19 protein-coding genes and 1 pseudogene are annotated in these 19402 nt (G+C 26.5%); 1 reads left to right on the top strand and 19 read right to left on the bottom strand.

The features are described 5' to 3' along the window. Nucleotides 1-97 precede the first annotated feature (97 nt). The 10 genes from ACEXNK_RS09265 to ACEXNK_RS09220 all read right to left on the bottom strand — a co-directional run bounded on the left by ACEXNK_RS09265 (nt 98) and on the right by ACEXNK_RS09220 (nt 9191). Entirely contained in the window at nt 98-1141 is a 1044-nt protein-coding gene (locus ACEXNK_RS09265) for a DUF4179 domain-containing protein (protein WP_373599308.1), read from the bottom strand. Beyond that, nucleotides 1134-1709 carry a sigma-70 family RNA polymerase sigma factor gene (locus tag ACEXNK_RS09260; protein WP_373599309.1) on the bottom strand — a complete coding sequence of 192 codons (576 nt, stop codon included), beginning with the start codon at nt 1707-1709 and terminating at the stop codon, nt 1134-1136. The genes ACEXNK_RS09265 and ACEXNK_RS09260 overlap by 8 nt, the downstream gene beginning before the upstream one ends. Before the next feature lie 314 nt (nt 1710-2023). Further along, nucleotides 2024-2356, bottom strand: coding sequence for a DNA polymerase III subunit delta (locus ACEXNK_RS09255; protein WP_373599310.1), 333 nt, complete (start codon nt 2354-2356; stop codon nt 2024-2026). Between the two features lie 41 nt (nt 2357-2397). Further along, a complete protein-coding gene (locus tag ACEXNK_RS09250) occupies nt 2398-2838 on the bottom strand; it encodes a permease prefix domain 1-containing protein (protein ID WP_373599311.1) in 441 nt (146 codons plus the stop codon). Nucleotides 2839-2840: 2 nt separating this feature from the next. Continuing rightward, nucleotides 2841-3170 carry a PadR family transcriptional regulator gene (locus ACEXNK_RS09245; protein WP_373599312.1) on the bottom strand — a complete coding sequence of 110 codons (330 nt, stop codon included), beginning with the start codon at nt 3168-3170 and terminating at the stop codon, nt 2841-2843. Between the two features lie 249 nt (nt 3171-3419). Then, nucleotides 3420-3659, bottom strand: coding sequence for a hypothetical protein (locus tag ACEXNK_RS09240; protein ID WP_373599313.1), 240 nt, complete (start codon nt 3657-3659; stop codon nt 3420-3422). 139 nt (nt 3660-3798) lie between these two features. Further along, nucleotides 3799-5691, bottom strand: coding sequence for a ribosomal protection-like ABC-F family protein (gene abc-f / locus ACEXNK_RS09235; protein WP_373599314.1), 1893 nt, complete (start codon nt 5689-5691; stop codon nt 3799-3801). Nucleotides 5692-6220: 529 nt separating this feature from the next. After that, a complete protein-coding gene (locus tag ACEXNK_RS09230) occupies nt 6221-8119 on the bottom strand; it encodes an endonuclease MutS2 (RefSeq protein WP_373599315.1) in 1899 nt (632 codons plus the stop codon). Next, nucleotides 8112-8432 (bottom strand): CD3324 family protein, encoded by a 321-nt coding sequence (locus tag ACEXNK_RS09225; protein WP_373599316.1) that lies wholly within the window; start codon nt 8430-8432, stop codon nt 8112-8114. Before ACEXNK_RS09225 ends, ACEXNK_RS09230 begins: the two co-directional genes overlap by 8 nt. Before the next feature lie 252 nt (nt 8433-8684). Continuing rightward, nucleotides 8685-9191, bottom strand: coding sequence for a DNA topology modulation protein (locus tag ACEXNK_RS09220; RefSeq protein ID WP_373599317.1), 507 nt, complete (start codon nt 9189-9191; stop codon nt 8685-8687). Between the two features lie 174 nt (nt 9192-9365). On the opposite strand from ACEXNK_RS09220, the gene ACEXNK_RS09215 reads away from it, so the two are divergent. Beyond that, nucleotides 9366-9779, top strand: coding sequence for a universal stress protein (locus ACEXNK_RS09215; protein WP_373599318.1), 414 nt, complete (start codon nt 9366-9368; stop codon nt 9777-9779). A 163-nt stretch (nt 9780-9942) separates the two neighbouring features. Here ACEXNK_RS09215 and ACEXNK_RS09210 read toward each other — a convergent pair whose 3' ends face one another. The 9 genes and pseudogenes from ACEXNK_RS09210 to ACEXNK_RS09170 form a co-directional block, all read right to left on the bottom strand. Beyond that, on the bottom strand, nt 9943-10566 hold the full coding sequence (locus tag ACEXNK_RS09210) for a hypothetical protein (protein ID WP_373599319.1): 624 nt from the start codon (nt 10564-10566) through the stop codon (nt 9943-9945). A gap of 115 nt (nt 10567-10681) precedes the next feature. Further along, entirely contained in the window at nt 10682-11842 is a 1161-nt protein-coding gene (locus ACEXNK_RS09205) for an iron-containing alcohol dehydrogenase (RefSeq protein WP_373599320.1), read from the bottom strand. Nucleotides 11843-12105: 263 nt separating this feature from the next. Beyond that, on the bottom strand, nt 12106-12585 hold the full coding sequence (locus ACEXNK_RS09200; protein ID WP_373599321.1) for a deoxyuridine 5'-triphosphate nucleotidohydrolase: 480 nt from the start codon (nt 12583-12585) through the stop codon (nt 12106-12108). Nucleotides 12586-12659: 74 nt separating this feature from the next. Next, nucleotides 12660-13544, bottom strand: coding sequence for an FAD-dependent oxidoreductase (locus ACEXNK_RS09195; RefSeq protein ID WP_373599322.1), 885 nt, complete (start codon nt 13542-13544; stop codon nt 12660-12662). Nucleotides 13545-13546: 2 nt separating this feature from the next. Further along, complete coding sequence (locus tag ACEXNK_RS09190; protein ID WP_373599323.1) at nt 13547-14968, bottom strand: NAD(P)/FAD-dependent oxidoreductase; 1422 nt, start codon at nt 14966-14968, stop codon at nt 13547-13549. A gap of 283 nt (nt 14969-15251) precedes the next feature. Further along, nucleotides 15252-17306, bottom strand: a complete 2055-nt coding sequence (locus ACEXNK_RS09185; protein WP_373599324.1) for an ABC transporter permease subunit/CPBP intramembrane protease — start codon at nt 17304-17306, stop codon at nt 15252-15254. After that, nucleotides 17296-17973, bottom strand: a pseudogene (locus ACEXNK_RS09180) (ABC transporter ATP-binding protein); the annotation flags it as partial. The pseudogene ACEXNK_RS09180 and the gene ACEXNK_RS09185, both read right to left, overlap by 11 nt. 265 nt (nt 17974-18238) lie before the next feature. Continuing rightward, on the bottom strand, nt 18239-18808 hold the full coding sequence (locus ACEXNK_RS09175; RefSeq protein WP_373599326.1) for a GNAT family N-acetyltransferase: 570 nt from the start codon (nt 18806-18808) through the stop codon (nt 18239-18241). A 115-nt stretch (nt 18809-18923) separates the two neighbouring features. Further along, nucleotides 18924-19334: a PH domain-containing protein gene (locus tag ACEXNK_RS09170; RefSeq protein WP_373599327.1), complete on the bottom strand. Its 411-nt coding sequence runs from the start codon at nt 19332-19334 to the stop codon at nt 18924-18926. Between the last annotated feature and the right edge of the window lie 68 nt (nt 19335-19402).

Raw genomic sequence — 19402 nt, 5'->3', positions numbered from 1 at the left:
TAATTTAATTGTTTTATACTGACTTTAATATGTATACCCTTAATATCATTTGTAAAACCTTTCCAATTTTTATTAAATCTAATTTATTTTTACTATGTTATTTTAAATCAACTTTAATCTCTTTTACTTCTTTTTTATTTTGATCTTCAGTATTAAGAGTATAAACTACAACCGTTATAGATTCCATATTTTGGTTTATACTATTTAAATGATAGTCACCATCATATTTATCACCATCAGAGGTAGCTACACCAGCACCATTTAAAAATTTACCACTATCATCTTTAACTTCTACACCTTCTATAATACTGCTCTTTTTTGAAGATAGTATTATATTTAGCGATGTTTGAGATAATGTAACTTCTTTAACTGTTATATTGTCTTGTTTTTTATTAACTTTTATTTCTTTTGTCTTTTCTTTATTAGACTTCACTGGAAATTCTAATGTCCATATGCCATCTATAGGCTTTATATATTCATACTTATTCTTGTCACCATCATATCCTACAAAAGCCTCTAACCCAAATTCCATTTTAAATATATCATATGTATTATTTTCCTTTATGGGAGACTTAAAATCTATTAACATAGTTCCCTTTAAAGTATAATCATCCACATAGTTAAACTCAGGTGCATCAAATCCATAACTTTCTACTTTTTTATTATTTATCCAAAATACTGGGTTAACCATATTAAGATACTTATTAGTTGGATTTTTATCAGTTGACTTAACTGGCGAAATTATATCTTTATACTCACTTTCATCAAATGGCTTGTCTGTTTTAAGCTCCAATTCCATATACATTTGATTTTTACTATATACTACTCTTTCAACAGCTATTGTAAGACCATTTTTAGTATAGGATTTATTAACATCAGTATAACTATCAGTTAAATTTCCAGCTTGCATTGAATTCTGTATTAAATCAACCATATCTCCTATTATAGGTAGCTTTTCTGCAAATGATGGATTTTTTACTCCAACAACAGTTGCTCCCGATATTAATAATAGCGATGCCGCAGACGCAACCAGTAAAACTTTCTTTTTTTTCTTAGCCTTTATTTTTTTCCCCTGTTTTATAGCATCTGATATAACTTTGTCCATTTTATTTGAAGTTTCTATATTATCAAATTTACTCATACTTATCCTCCTTAAGCTGTTCATACATTTTCTTTTTTCCACGCCTTATATTAGATTTAATTGTATTTTCATTACATTCCATTATCTTTGCAATATTAGATATGGGTAGGTCATAGAAATATTGTAAAATTATTGGTGTTTTATACTTATCTTCTAAAGTGTCAATTACATCATATAAATCTAACTTTGCCTCAATATCTTCATATGGTATTTCTAATGTTATATCTTCTACACTAATATTTTGAAATCTATTATCGTATCTATTTTTATTGTGAACAATATTTATTAAAATTTTTGTTATCCAGGTTTTAAAGTATTCTGTATTGTTAAGTTTAGATATTCCAAGATATGCATTTAGAATAGTTTCTTGGCATACATCTAGTGCATCATGCTCATTTTTTACATATAAAAATGCCATCTTATATATATAATCTTTGTATATTTTCATTAGCTCTTCAAATGAATCATCATTCCCTTTTTGAGATAATTTGATTAGTTCATCTTCAGACAAAGATTTTAAATTTTTATTAAATAAATTTATGTATTTTCTTATTGTTACATTTGCCATTTCATTCTCCTTTATTTTAGTACAATCTAGATTATATATATTAGAAACACAAAAGATAGATTTAGTTGCAAATTTTTTTATTTTTTATAAAAAAATGAGAGCATAGCTCTCACCCTTTTGGTTCGTAACATATTAAATTTGTAGATTTAATAGTATTAAATTAACTATACTTTTCTAAAAAATCAATAGATTCTTTAGTCCAATCTGTTGGCCTTCATTTTATTCTATAAATTTTCTCCAATAATTATTGAAATACAAATTGATAATATTTCTCCTTATTTCACTAGTTTTAGTTCTTTTGACAAAGTATATATTTAATCATTAGATATTGGATAAGTATGATACTTATGGATATTAGATTGAATAAGATTTTCATCCTTATCATAAAAATATTTAATTGTTACTACTATCTTATCGCCTTTAGATACATTATTGTATAGCTCCTTGCTTCCAATTAAATAGCTTTGATCATTATATTTTGCATTAACTATATATGCATCTGATTTATAATTAAAGGTATTCATAATAGGAGAATATTCCTCTACCCCTTCTGTATATCCAAATCCTTCAACAGTCATTATATAAGTCCCATACGATACCCATTTTGTTTCTTTAAATAGATTAACTGATTTTTTAAAATCACTCATATAAACACCCCTTTTATAATACTATCATTATTCTATTTACTTTAGTTTTTTTCTATATTTTTATTTAGTCCATATATAACTATACTTAAAACTAATAATATACTGATTAAAAATACTAACAATGAAATTAACCACGTTGGGATATAACTTTCAACGTTCATATATCCAGTAAACATAGCAGCTCCAAAAAGCCATCCAAATATATTTATAAATTTCCATCTTAATTTTGATAATTTTCTTACTCTTTCTTTTCTTATATCTATTTTAGGCTTATAAATAGAGTTTACCTCTGTTGATAATTCGCTATCTCCATCAAATTGTTCAATAGCTTTGTTTTGTGCATCCTCTATCTTATAACCTTGTTCTATAAACTCATTTGCACAGGTTGTTAAATGTTGCCTTAACTCTTCTTTTGATTCTTGAGCTTCTTTACTGTCGTCATCTTTGTATATCCTATTTAAATAATCTTCAATTATTTTCATAATTAGTTACCTCCATCTAAAAATTTATTCATGACTTCTTGTATAAAATTCCACTCTTGAACTTTAACCTTAAAATTCTCTTTCCCATCTTCTGTTATATTGTAGTACTTTCTTCTTCCACCTGCGTCTTGATTGTTTCCCCAGTATGATTTTATTAAACCCTTAGATTCTAATCTCTTAAGAGACACATACATAGTACTATCTTTTAACTCAAATGTAGTTTTATCTCTTACTATTTTTGCAATTTCATATCCATATGAATCTTCATTGTTCAATATAGATAGTATCAATGTATCTATATGCCCTTTTAGTAACTCCTTATTTAATTCCACAAGTTCACCTACCTTGCTTTATGACTTACCTTATTATATGAGGTAGTTTATATTATAATAGTAGTATATACTTTATAATGTTACAAGCAAAATCTCATTTTTACTTTCAATAAAGTTTTGGTATGCCTATTCTTCATAAACTATCTATAAATATTCGTTAATCATAAATTCCTTAAACGTAAAAAAAGTATGTATTTTGAATAGTTACAATCAACATACATACTCTTTTTTATACAAATATTAACATTTCTAGAAAATAGTCATTATCTTTACCTCATTAGACTTTATAAGCTTTTTTAAGCAGGTGTTATTTAAATTAAATGCTTCTAATATGGCTGTATTATTATAATATTTTGATAAAATGTCTTCACCTTTAGCTATATACCTTTTTCCATTAAAAGATTTAACTACATACATATCTTCTTTGTAAGTAAATTCAATTTCACATTCAGTATCTATAAAATCCATCCATTCCTTTAGTTCATTCATAACTTTTGCCCCCTTAAAATTATTAAAGAACTTCCTTTTCCCTATTTAATTATATTTTAGCACTAAAATTTCACCTTTTTAAATTACAATTTTCTATGAATACCATTTAATTTTCTAATATATGCAAATTTTCTAAATATTAAATTTCTACCCATTGATTTAGTAACTTATTTAAACTTTTTTCAAGATTATTTTGCTCTTCATATAAACTTTGTAGTTTTTCATAATCTGAACTTATATTTTCAATTTTAATATCTAATTCTTTTATTTTTATTTCTAAATCTTCTATTTCTTTTTCTATTTTACTTTTATTACACTTAGATTTATACTCTATTTGAGATTTATACTCTATTTGAGATGTATTCTTATCTTCGCTTTTCTTTTTTTGTTTTTCTTCACATATCTTATTTTTAAAGTTTAGCTCTTCTCTTTTTTCTTTATAATAATCATAATTTCCATTCCAATTATAAATTGAATTATCTTCCATAGATAATACCCTATCACTTATTTTATTTATGAAATATCTATCGTGAGATACAAAAAATATGCTTCCTGTAAAATCTTTTAATACATCCTCTAAATTATTTATGCTTTCAATATCTAAATGATTTGTTGGTTCATCAAGTATCAATAAATTTATATCATAGTAAAGTATCTTACTAAGCTTAAGTCTTGATTTTTCTCCACCTGAAAGAGATTTTACTTTTTTAAATACATCATCTTTATAAAACATATATTTAGCTAAGTATTCTCTTGCTTTTCCTTCTAATATATTTATATCTTCTCTAAACCAATCTAATATAGTTTTATCTTCATTTTCAAATTTTATATATTGTGGAAGATATCCTATTTTAGAACTATTTGCAACTTGTAATTCTCCACTATCTAGTTGTTCACTTTGCAAAATTATATTTATAAGTGTTGATTTTCCACATCCATTTTCTCCTATTAATGCTACATTTTCCCCTTTTCTAATTAAAATATCTGCATTTTCGAATAACAACTTACCTTCAAATGACTTTTTACCATCTTTTATTAATATTACATCTTGTGATTGTTTTGTACTATTTGTTATGTTTATTTTCATATTATCTTTTTTCTTATTAGGATTTTCTAACTTATCCATCTTATCTAGTCTTTTTTGCATATTTTGTGCTCTTTTTACAAACTTTTCGTTATCTCCATTTCGTGAAAATACTTTAAGTCTTTTTATAGATTCTTCCATAGAGCTTATTTTCTTTTGCTGTTCTTTATAATGATGTTGTTTTAATATTAAATCCTCTTCTTTTTGAACCTGATAGCTTGAGTAATTGCCTATATAAACTTTTGATTTTAAATTCTCTATCTCAACAACTTTATTAACAACTCTATCTAAAAAGTATCTATCATGAGAAATTATTATTACACTTCCTAAGTAATCATTTAAATAATTTTCAAGCCATTCTACAGATTTCATATCAAGGTGGTTTGTTGGCTCATCTAGTAAAAGTATATCTGGCTTTTCTACTAGAATCTTACCAAGCATCACTCTAGTTTTTTCGCCACCACTTAATGTTTTAAATTCGGATTCTAGAAAATCCTCAGTTATATTTAATCCTGTACATACTTTTGCTATAGTTGTTTCTTTTTCATAACCACCTAAATTTTCATACTCTACTTGCAACTGACTATATTTCTTAAGAACATTATTCATATCACAATCTATATTTTGCATCTTTGATTCTAATTTCCTTAATTTATCTTCTATTTCTATTAACTCTGGAAATCCTAGGTTTAATATTTCCTTTACTTTGTAATTTTCAAATTCTGGAATTTGTTCTAAATAACCTATCCTCAAACCTTTTCTTATTAGTATATCTCCACTGTCCTTATTTTCTTTGTTAACTATTATTTTGAAGATACTACTTTTCCCACACCCGTTTCTTCCTACTATGGCTACTCTTTCTTTGCTTTTAACATCAAAATTAATATCTTTAAAAATCAAATTTGATCCATAACTCTTCTCTAAATTTTTTATTTCTAATTCTATCATATTTAAAACCTCCATAAAATCCGTCAAGCAAATTCTTACTCGGGTTTAGAGGCATGACAAATTAATCTATAAATTTGTATACTAAAAAATCCGAGCAAGAATAAACCTGCCCGGATATATTTTTTCTAATTAAATTTATATCAGGATTAAAATTTATAACTTACTCTATTGACTCAAATATTGAATTTTAGACGCACTTATCCCATTAACAGCTTTATATGCTGAAATATTGAATGAATACTGTCTAATTTTTAACATTTTATCAACAAAGTAATTTTTCATTTTTAACCCTCCTTTATATAGTATTTCAAGTAAAGTATAGTACTATTTTTCTGAAAATTCAACCTAATATTAAAATCATTTCAAAACCTTTTCATCAAAATTCTATTTTAAATAATTTTTCTAATATTAATAAAGTATATAAGTTACCATTTAATATATTATTGTCATTTTATTCAAATTTTAAACAAACAATTAATAAAAATACTCCTAAGTATTATTTCACGTACCTAGGAGTATTTTTTAACTTTTACTTATTATTTTTTATTTCTTTTTGAATCTTTTTTAAAGCCTTTTTAGAACCTCTTTTAATATCTTTTTCTAGTTTTCTTTCTTCATAAGAAGTAAATAAACTATCAATATCATATCCTGTTGGATATAATTCATCTTTGCTTAAATAAAGTTCTACTCTCTTAACATTAACTTTTACAAACTCATCTTTGTATAAAACCTCAATATTGTTGAATTTATCAATTTCTTTATAAACTATACCATAGTCATTTTGGTCTAATAATTTTACTTTATCTCCAACTTGGAAGTTAACTATGTCCTTTACAACTTCTTCTAAATCTTCAATTACTTCTACTTTTTGAGTTTTTACTAAGTCTAAATTATATTCTTTATTAGTCATATATTTTTTAGCTCTTTTTAAAACTTTATCTCTTATACCCATTTTTTTAGATATAAACAATGCATTGCTATCTTCTGATGTACCTATAACCAATTTATAAAGTGGCTCTAAAGTTTCTTTATCAAATAACATTCCTGCATTTTCAAAGTCTTTATGCATACTTGCGAAATTTTTTATTTCTCCATAATGAGTAGATGCAATTGTTATACATCCCATTTGGTAAAATTCTTCTAATATTGCAATAGCAAGTGATGCTCCTTCATTAGGCTCTGTACCACTTCCTATTTCATCAAATAATACAAGTGTAGATTTATTGCTTTTATTCATAATGTCTGCAATGTTTTTTATATGTGATGAAAAAGTACTAAGTGCATTTTCAATACTTTGATTATCTCCAATATCTACAAATACATTTTCAAACACACTAATTTGGCTACCTTCTTCTGCACATATGTCAAATCCACATTGAACCATTAAAGTTAATAATCCTACTGCTTTTAATGATAAAGTCTTACCACCTGCATTAGGACCTGTTATTATTAAGCTTCTATAGTCTTTCCCTATTTCAAAATTAAGAGGAACTACTTTTCCCTTTAAAAGAGGATGCTTACCATTTACTATTTTTATATATCCTCTATTATTTACACTAGGTGTTATACATTTATTATTTAGGCTATACTTAGCTTTAGCAAATACCATATCATACTCTGCTATTATTTCTATGTTTAATTTAATATTAGATATCTTTTCAAATATTAATTCAGTTAAATACGATAGTATCTTATATTCTTCTATACTCTCTTCTGATTTTAAACTGACAAGTTCTAAACTAAATTTAGATACATTATTTGGTTCTATAAATGCTGTTGTTCCTTTTGATGAAGTATCAAGAACAGTTCCATCTACCTCATTTTTATAAGAAGCTTTTATAGGTATTACGTATCTATCGCCTCTTTTACTTATTATAAATTCTTGTATATACTTTTTGTTACCACTTGAAGTTAAAAACTTATTTAATCTTTCTTTTATTTTACTTTCACAAACTTCTATATTTCTTCTTATTTTCTTTAATTCTTTAGATGCATTTGAATCTACCTTATTGTTTTTTATAGCATAGCTTATCTCATCTTCTATATAATCACATTCAGTTATATTTAGCGCATATGAACTTAAGGTTTGTGCGTAAAACTCCTTATCTATCATAAATTTTTTTATCTTTTTACATCCCCTTAAAAAATCTTGAACCTTTACAAGTTCCATAGGGTCTAATATCATACCTTTTTCAACTTTTTCTATTGTAGAATGTATATTGAAAAGTCCCTCTAGTGGTATATGATTACTATTTGATAAAATATTTCTAGCTTCTTCATTTTCTTTTAATTTTCTTTTAACTACGGTTAAGCTTTTACTAGGAGTTAACTTATCTATAAGATCTTTTCCAAGTGAACTTACACAGTGTAATTTTATTAATTCTTTTAATTCATCTAGTTGTAATTTTTCAAATGTAGTATTATTCATGTGCAAGTCCTCCTATATTTAACTCTTCTTTAGTAGTTTTCATTTCTTTTTTTATTTTAGATATTATTTTTCTTATACTCGATTCTGATAAATTGTATATACTTACTATCTCCTCTATTGAATATCCTTGCTTATATAAGTTAAATATATCCTTATTTCTTGTATAAATAGCTTTTCTAGCTCCATTTTTTTGACCCCAAGGTATTTTTTCATCTTTTGATCTTGGAATATATATAGCATCCCCTTGGATGTATTTTTGAACTTGTTCTAATAATTCTTGTGGTAATATATTTTTTGCATTTTTATATTTCAATTTTTTAATTCTCCTTTATTTATAAGTTGTATGATTACAAACTTAACAAATAAGGAGTTTTCCTAATGTATAACTCCTTATTTGTTAAGAAGTACAACTCCCAGCTCTCTATAATTAGTATTTTTCATAAACTACTCTCCTTTTACATAATTTCTTTAATTTATATTATTTCATATAAGCATTATTAGTTCAATGTAAAAAACTATTATAATTATTTTTTCCATTTTGTAATAAATATAAAAGCACTTAGCTTTAGCTAAATGCTTTTATAAACAACTCAACTTCTTTTGGATTTCTTAATACAGTTATTTTATCTTGAAAGTCATTTTGCATTTGTTTATAACTGTCTTTCTTTTCTTTAGTTCTTCCTTCATGTAAAATCCACCATATAAATTCCAAGTCCATTTTTTCTATACATCCCTTAGCCATATCTTCTCTTGTAGTATTTCTATTTTTAAAATACCTCTTTAATGCTCTATACATACAAACTCTTCGTGGAAAATCTAAAAATATTATTTTATCAGCTTGTTCTAATCTCTCTTTTTGATAAAAATCACTATAATTACCATCTATTACCCATGAATCATTTTTCATAAAATCCCAAACTATAGATCTTCCTTCTTCCCTATCTCTATCAACCCAGTTAGGTAAGAACTTAACAGTATCAAGATGTAAAACAGGTATATCATAGTATTTGCCAAAATTTTTAGCCATTGTTGATTTTCCACTTCCACTAAATCCAAGTATAGCTATTTTCATTACTTCACCCCTATGTATTAATACTTTTAACAAAATTTATTCAAAATCATATACTAAGTAAAAATAATTAATTACTATTTAGATTCAATATTTTTACTTAGTAACCTTTTACTTACAAAAATCTTTAAATATATTTTACTATATGATATTATTAAAATAAAAGGATGTGTTTATATGAAAAAAATATTAGTACCTATTGATGGAAGCGATAGAAGTCAAAAATCATTAGATTTTATATTAAACAATTTTCCTAAAGATAACATTGATATAACACTTATGTGTGTAAATGATGTTAGCTTAACAAATATAACCAACCCAATGATTATTGATATGAAAATAAAAGAATCTGAAAAAAGAATAAAAGAGACTTTAGAATCTTTTAAAAATAAACTTTCAGGATATAATGTAACTACACACTCTCTATTCGGAGATGCAGGCGTAGAAATTATAAAAAAATCAAAAGACGACAACTTTGACTTAATAGTTATGACTAAATCAACAAAAAATAATTTTATAGATGCAATAGGATCTGTAACTTTACACGTGGTTAAAAAATCTAAATGTACAGTTATTATAGTTCCTGAATAAATTTAATATATAGCATGTAAAAAGGACTGTTTTAAAATAACAGTTCTTTTCTATATTATGCTCTAGTATATTATCTCTTCTCTTTTCTCATTAGGTATTATATGAATATGTGCATCAAATTTTTTAACTTCATTCCATATTCCCATTATACATCTCCTTATTTTTAAATTTTACTTATTTTTAAATAAAATATTATATCTCTTTTATTATCTAAAATATCATCATTTATATTCGGTTTCACAAAACTATTTCCTAGGTTCATTCCATATGTAGCATATCCATCTCCCATATTTAAACATGCTATAGCTATTTCTTCATCTAGTTTTATAATATGATTATATTCAGATGATCCGTCTAACATATTCCAGGAGAACCCATTTTCTTTGATATCTATATTATCTGAATCTACCCAAGCTGATGTAGATGATGCTATAAATCTATCTTTATTATGTTGACTTATATCAAATATCATTTTATCACTGTTATTTTTATTAATTCCTATTGTTACTATTTCATTATTTTCCATTATTTCGATTTCAGTTATTATTATCGCTTCAGACTTTTTAAGCTTGCCTTTATTGTATTCTTCATATGTAATGCTAACTTTATATTCACCTTTTTCTAAATTGCCAACACTATAAATTCCCATAGAATTACCATTCAATCTATCCCTTATTTCTTCTTTTTGAGTTAAAACTTCTTTGTTTAAGGTTATTTCTTTTTCACTTTTGCAACCTACTCCCCCTAATATACCTATAAGTATAAATAACAATAGCCCTTTTTTCAAAAACCTTACCTCCTTGTAGCTATCTCAAACTTTTCATCTACTTCTACTTATGCATACTAATATCCTTTTATACAAAAAAGAACTATAAAAATATATAGTTCTTTTTCATATAATATTATAATGCTTTTTCTATTATCTTACGGCTTATATCAAGTGTTATATCTCTTGTTTCTCCTAAGTTAGTCATTCCATGACTTTCAAGTGCATTTACTACAGTGTCTACATCAGTTTCTTTAAGTCCATAAGCGGATAAGTGAGTAGGTATTCCTAAGCTTTCAAAAAACTCACGAGTTTTATTTATAGCTAAATCTATTTTCTCATCATCAGTTCCATCAGTTATATCCCATACACACTCAGCATATTGAACTAACTTACCACCTTTTTCATTTCTTCTAACTTCCCATAATGCAGGAAGTACTGTAGCTAAAGTCTTAGCATGGTCTATTCCATATAAAGCAGTTAGTTCATGTCCTATTTTATGAGTTGTCCAATCTTGAACTACTCCTGCTGCTATAAGCCCATTAAGCCCCATAGTAGCACACCACATTAAGTTAGCTCTTAGATCATAGTCTGTAGGATTATCAATTGTTCCTTTTCCTATTTCTATTAATGTTTTTAATATACCTTCTGCTGTTCTATCTTGGAATCTTGCATCTATAGGGTATGTTGCATATTGTTCAAGTACATGTATAAATGTATCAACTACACCATTTGCAACTTGTGTTTTAGGTAGAGTATATGTAAGTGTTGGATCTAATATTGAGAAAGTCGGGAAAGATAGTGGACTTCTTGTAGAGAATTTTCCTCCATTATATGTAATTACAGCTCCTCCATTCATTTCTGAACCTGTTGCTGGTAATGTAACTACCGTTCCTATAGGTAATCCTTTAGTTACTGGAACTGGCTTAAATCCAAATTTTAATAAATCTGTTTTATCTTCACCATCATAGTTTGCAGCTAAATTTACAAATTTAGTTCCATCCATTACAGATCCACCACCAACAGCTAATAAAAAGTCTATATTTTCTTTTTTTACAACTTCTGCTGCTTTTATTAATGTTTCATATCTAGGGTTTGGTTCAATTCCTCCAAACTCAAATATTGCACGATCTTTTAAAGCTTCTTTTACATTATCTAGTGTCCCAAACTTTTTAATACTTCCACCACCGTAAAGTATTAATACTCTTGCATCCTTTGGTATAAGGTTATTTAATTCTTCTATCTTATTTTTTCCAAATACTATCTTAGTTGGATTATGAAAAGTAAAATCTAACATTTAATTCACTCCTTAATTTATATATGTATCTATAATACCATATTTAGACAACTAACTTTGTAACATTAAATTGACAATAATCAAAAGTCGCTTCGCTCCTGTCGCCAACGACTTCGTCAGTTGCTCAAAAGTGTCCTTTTTTACTTTCAGCAACATGTTGATATGCCTATACTCTATAAGTTATCAACAAATATTCGTTAATCATAAATTCCTTAAGCGTAAAAAAGCTACTATATATAATATACAGTAGCTTTTGTTAAATATTATTTACCAGTTGATCCAAATCCACCAGTTCTTAATTCACCATTTTCAAAGTCATCACCATCAGCTAAAAGTATTGGCATAAATATAGCTTGCCCTATACCATCTCCAACTTTAACTTCCCAAGCTTTTTTACCTCTATTAACTAACTTTATAAAATAATGACCTTCATTAGATTCACAGTTATAGTAGTCTCCATCTCCTATACCTACAGTGTTTGCTAGTTGTATTTGATACTTAAATCCCATACCGCTTCTTGGAAATAAAGCTAACATTTCTCCAACTTGCATATATGCTTTGAATCCTGTTGGTATAACTATATCTTCACCTGGCTCTAATGTAAAGTTTAATGTACTCTTTATATCATACCCAGCAGCAAATTTTGTTGCTCTTTTAGGTAATTCTAATTCTTCATATTTTACATCTGTGTTTACTTTTTCAAATTCTTTTTTACTTACTAATTCAAATCCTCTTATTTTCATTTTGTTGCTCCTTTTAAAATTTCTTTAGTAATTATAATACCATAACGAAATTTTTATAACAATAAAAAGCAAACTTATAAATTATTTATTAATTCGGCACATTCTTTTTCTATATCTTCTATAAAGTCGTGTGGGTATATACCATTACCACAAGCATATATATTTTCTCTAGACGTCATAAATTTATCGTCAACTTCTGGTCCAGTGGTATGTAGATTTAATTTTATATTACTTCTCATAGCTACTACGCCATCTGAAAGTATAGGATTTGCAAATATTAAAGTATCACAACTTATATTTTCTTCTTCATCCCCTTTAGATATTTTAACTCTACTTACTCTTCCATCTCCATATATACCTTCTATTTTATAATCTTTATAAACTTTATCAGTTAATCCATATGCATTTACATGTGCATTATCGCTGATTATTCCTACTACTTCTATATTATGATTTTTTAGATCTTTTTCTATCATATATAAAGTAGAGTCACCTATTATAAGAACATTCTTTCCTGGTATAACATCCATGTTAAATATTTTTTTAGCCATTCCTACAGTAAGTATTCCAGAACATCTATCACCTACCATAGTTAAAGCCTTTCTTGAACTTTCTTTTCCACCATTCGCTAATATTACATACTTAGCCTTTATTTTTTCAATTCCATATTCAGGACTTGTGCAAAGCACTTCATTGTTATCTTCGATTTTTAACACCATAGTATTTAATTGTATATCTATTTTACATTTATCTAATTTATCAATTAGAATTTGCTTATACTCTTTTCCTGTCATGGCTTTATTTTTACTTATATTATAATCACCTAAGTTTAAAGCTCCTCCTAATACTGGATCTTTTTCTATTATTAGAATGTTTTCTATTCCTTTTTGGTAAGCATCTATAGCACATAGTATACCTGCTGCTCCTCCACCAACTATCACTAATTCATACTCTCTCATATCTATACCTCCCTGTATCCAACAACTGTAGATGTTTTAGAGTTTTTCTTAACTTTACTTATATCTATTTTCAATTCTCTACTTAATATCATACTTATAGGTAACATACATCCTGTTCCTTGACATCCACCCATCATAGCACGAGTTCTTCTTTTTACTCCATCTACTGTTGTTGCTCCTAAAGGTCTTTTTATAGCATCTACAATTTCACCTTCTGTAACAAATTCACATTTACATACCATTTTTCCATAAGCTGGATTTTGTTTTATTAATTTATTTTTTTCTTCTATACTTAATTCACTCATTCTAACTATTTTGTTTCTAATTTTCTTAAAATTTTCTTTTTTCTTTAAATTAATTAAATTTTTAACAATATCAACTACATAAACTCCGATAGCAGGCGCTGCAGTTAATCCTGGAGAATCTATTCCTATTACATTTATAAAGTTTTTAGCATCTCTAATTTCTTCAATTATAAAATCTCCACCACAAACTTTAGGTCTTAATCCACAGAATGTATTTAATACCCTTGCTACAGGTATATTTGGTATACTCTTTTTAGCTTTTTTTAATATTTCATCTATACCTTCTTTTGAAGTATCTAAAGTATCACTGATAGTCGCATTCGGTCCAATTAAAAGATTTCCATCTACTGTTGGAGTAACTAATACGCCTTTACTTAACTCACTTGGAACTTGAAATAAAGTTTTTTCATATAAGCTTCCAGCTACTTTATCAAACAAGCAGTATTCACCTTTTACAGGATCTAACTCATATTCCACATCACTTACTAAGTCATTTATATGTTCTCCACCTAATCCTGATGCATTTATAACTATTTTGCTTTCTATTATTCTTCTATCTTCTAATATTATTCTATAACTATTTTCTTCCTTTTTTATATCTTCAACAGCTTTGCCTAGAATAAATTCTACTCCATTTTCTACTGCATTTTCTCCAAATGCTAAAGTCATTTCATAGGGACTTACAATTCCTGAATTTTTTACATGTAACGCTCCTATTACATCTTTATTTACATTAGGTTCTAAATTTAATACTTCTTCTTTACTTAAAAGTTCTAACCCTTCAACTCCAAGTTCTTCTCCATTAGATTTTAATTTTTCTATTTTTTCAAGTTCAATTTTATTAAATGCAAGTACTAAAGCTCCATTTCTCTTAAAAGGAAATTGCAAATCTTTTGATAGTTCATCCATCATCTTATTTCCTTCTAAATTTAACTTAGCTTTTAATGTTCCCTTCTTTTCATTGTAACCTCCATGGATAATGCCACTATTAGCTTTTGATATCCCTTCTGCTACATCTGAATTTTTTTCAATTACAACTACATCTAAATCATATTTTGACAATTCTCGTGCTATAGCGCACCCTACAACGCCAGCTCCTATTACAGTAATGTCTCTCATAAAATTTCCTCCCTTAAATATAGAGATAATATCTATTATTAATAGTAAGTTTTTTAACAAATTCAATTTCAAATATATTATATATTGAATATAATCATAAGTAAAATATTTTAATTTAATGAAATCCATTTATTTTTTTGATGATTATTGTCTAATTACGTCTAATACCAGTGTAATACATCATATAAAGTATATTCAAGTTTTGATTTAATAAATATATTAAATACAAAAAAAGATGTATCAAAGTAAAACCACTTTGATACATCACTTTATTATTTTAATTTTATTTTTCTTTTTTTCTATCTAATAATCTTGCACCTATAAATACCAATACTACACTTGTAACTATTATTAAAATTAATTTTACTACGTCTAAGTTGTTAAAATCTAAAGTTAATAAATTACCTAATTTAACCATTAAGTTGTCATTACCGGTACTATGCATTGATATAACTGCTATAGCATTGTTTATAAAATGCATAAGCATAGGTATAAATATTGATCCACTCTTATAAACTGCATATCCAAGACCTATCCCTAAAATACTAGTAGGTATAACTCTTATAAAGTCTATATGCATAAATCCAAATAATATACCACTAAATACCACGGCTAATATTTGAGATTTCTTTTGTCTATTATTACTAAATGATTTAAATACAAACCCTCTAAAGAACATTTCTTCACATATAGCTGGCATAACTGCAACAACTAATAGGTTTAGTATAAAATTATTGTCTAGTTTTAAAACATCATTTAATCCTTCAACTATCTTCATATTTTGAGGGAATAAGTAAAGTATTAACTGAGTTATAAGATTAACTATTATAAATATACCTGCCCAAAGCACTATACCGCCTAATACTTGACTTATCTTAGGAGCTTTTATACTAAATGTGCTTTTAAAGTCAGTTTTCATATACCATGCAAATATTAAAGGTAATGCTATAATCATAACTTGAGTAAGCGCTAATCCACCCATACCAAATTTCACCTGAACTAAACTGCCTACATATATTAATAAAACTACCCCTAAAGAGTATAAAGTAACTCCATCTGCAACTGATGGTATAGTTCCAGGTTTTATATTACTTCTTTTTTCAAGTAACGCAAAACTTTTACTACTTCCAAATAATATTTCTTCTGAATTAAACATTTTAGAAAGTAATAAAACTGATATTATAACAAATACAAGATTTGAAAATAATACTAAGGCTATTAAACTTATATCACTATTAAATGTAAGTACACTCTTTATAAGTAAAGATATATTAACTACTGGTATTGTAGCTGTAAAACTATTTAAGCTTACATTAGGTATCATAGATACATATGAAGGTATCATAACAAATAAACTTACTGGTGTTATATAGTTTTGTGCATCTTTAAAACTTTTAGCTAATGAGCAAACACACATACTTACAGCTGAAACTACCATTGCAAATAAACATACACATATCATAGTTATAATAAATGGTAATATCATTTGTGATAAGTTAAAATTCATCATACCCATTTCACTTGTCATACCTTGTGATGTAACTAAGAAACCAATTGTTATAGCTATTGAAAAAACATTTAATATTGCTGATGCTATTGCACAAGCTGAAACAGCCATATATTTACCCATTACAAGTTCTAAGTTTGTTATAGGTAAAGTAAACAATGTTTCTAATGTTCCTCTTTCTTTTTCTCCAGCCATAACATCAATTGCAGGATACATAGCTCCAGTTAAAAGTCCTATTATCAATACAAATGGAAGGATTTGACCTAAAAGTTGACCTGCTACTTCTTCATTTTTAGCAATATCTACAGTTTCATATGTAATAGGTTCTAATGTAGCTTTAACATCTAGACCACTATTTTGAATATTAGTTTTCACTAAATCTTCTTTATATGTGTTTAGTACATCTTCAACTTCTCCTGTTGCCATTGATGAAGAGTCTTCTGAAGAATCTATATATACCTTGAATTCCTTAGTTTTTCCTTTTTCTAGGATTTCAATATATGCATTTATTTTTCCATCATCTAAATCTTTTTTATAATCTTTAGTTTCTACTATCTTTAAATCTCCAGCTTCACTATTATCTTCTTTTTTTGCTTCATTATTTTCTTTTATAACCTGTAATAGCACTTTATCTGGTTTTTGATTAAAAGCTATATTTATATCTTCTTGTTGCATACTATTCATTGACATCATCATAACTTGACTCATACCGACCATAAGTACAGGATATAAAATTATAGGTAGTACTATCATCATAAATACAGTCTTTTTATCTCTTAATATATCTAAAATTTCTTTCTTAAATATTTGATTTATTATCTTAGTCCTCAAAGATATCACCTCTTTCACTTGCTAGAGTTATAAATACATCTCTTAAGTTATCTGTATTAGTCCTTTCTTTTAACTCTTTTGGTGTACCCATAGCAATCACTTCACCTTGATGTATCATCATTATTCTATCACATAAAGTTTCAGCCTCTTCCATGTAATGAGTTGAATATAGGACTGTTTTTCCTTTTTGTTTTTCATTTTTCATAAAGTCTATTATAGACTTACTACTTATAACATCTAGTCCTAATGTTGGTTCATCAAATATATATATTTTGGGTGAATGTACAAGGCATCTTGCTATTGAAGTTCTTTGAGTTTGACCAGTAGATAAATTTTCTATCCTATTATCTATAAACTTTTCCATATCCATTATCTTTATGACCTCATCTATAGATTTTTCTATATCCTCTTTTGGCATTTCATAAAGATTTGCAAAAGTAGTTAATAACTCTCTTGGTGATAATCTCTTATATAGTTTCGTATTTCCTGATAAATATCCTATTTCTTTTTTCGCTGCATTTTTATCAATAGAATAATCATATCCAGCTACTTTTATACTTCCTGATGTAGGAGTTAGTATTCCTCCAAGCATTCTAAGTAGTGTTGTTTTCCCTGCTCCATTAGGTCCTAATATACCTAATATCTCCCCTTCTCTAGCAGTAAAGCTTATATTGTTTACAGCTAAGAAGTCTTCTTTCTTTGTTTTTATCTTAGTAAATCTTTTCTTTTTGCCATCTGTATCATCTTTTACTACTCTAGTGAAAGATTTAGATAAATTACTAACCTCAATCATCTGCCCCTCCTATTTAATTCTATATTTGCATATTTTAAAAATACATTTTTTACCATGATAATTGTATCATAAATAATACATCTAAAATTATAAATGGATTAAAATAGTTTAAAAATGCACTATAATATATATTAAAATTTTATAATTTTAAACTTTTCCATTCTGATTTTAAAATTGAATAAACTGCTAAATCATAAAATTGATTTTCACCTTTCATTTTTCCTGCTTCTCTTAAAGTGCCCTCATACTTCATATTACTTTTTATCATAACCTTTCCAGAAGCAATATTATCAACATTGTGTCTTGCTTCAATCCTATTTAACCCAATTTCATCAAATAAATATCCTATAACACCTATGAGTGCTTCTGTCATAATTCCGCTATTCCAAAATTTACTTGATAAGCAGTATCCTATTTCGCATGAAAATCGCTTATTCTTTAAATTAAATACCGTAATATCTCCAACAACCTCTTTAATATTTTTTAATTCTATTGCCCATTGATATTTATCTATATTTTCATATTCATTTATCCACATATTAAGTATTTTTCTTGTATCCTCTATTCCTTTATGATTCTCCCATGTTAAAAACTTAGTTACCTTTTCATCACAACCCCAGTTTTTAAACATATCACTTGTATCATCTATTGTATATTTTCTCAAAATTAACCTTTCTGTTTCTATTCTTTTAGTTCCCTTGTGATTCATATAGTTCACATCCCTTTGTTTAAATTATTATTAAACAAGTTTAATTCTATGTAGATGATAAATATCCTTTTATTTTTGAGCAAGTAAAAAGCTGTCTTAACTAAGACAGCTCATATTATCTTGATAAATAATATTGTTTTACTAATTTTACAATTTCTTTAGCTTCACTAGATTGTGTTTTTGGAACTTTAAATGATATAGGTGCATTATATGCTATTCCATTTTGACCTACAGTAGTATTTCCATCTACACCTATTTTTATATCAACATCTAAATCAAATGTAGATGCAGTTTCAAATGATATACTTTTTACATTTTTAGATGGGAAAAATTTAACTTCTACTTTCTTTCCACTAACACCTTGAACATCGATTAAGTATATACCATAGTTTGTTAATATTACAGAATCTCTTATAAAAGTAAATGCTTGTATTACTTCTTCTCCATCTATTAAATATTCTTTTATTTTATCTCCAGCAGAATTATCTACTGAACCATATCCAGCTAACTTGTTTAAAAAAGACATATTATAATCTCCTCCAAATTTTAATTTTAAATACACATTATCATAATTTTTTAAATTTTTCAAATATA

It is taken from the genome of Paraclostridium bifermentans, from assembly GCF_964259345.1.
Classification (GTDB): domain Bacteria; phylum Bacillota; class Clostridia; order Peptostreptococcales; family Peptostreptococcaceae; genus Paraclostridium; species Paraclostridium bifermentans_B.
This window is presented reverse-complemented; position numbering and strand designations above follow the sequence as displayed.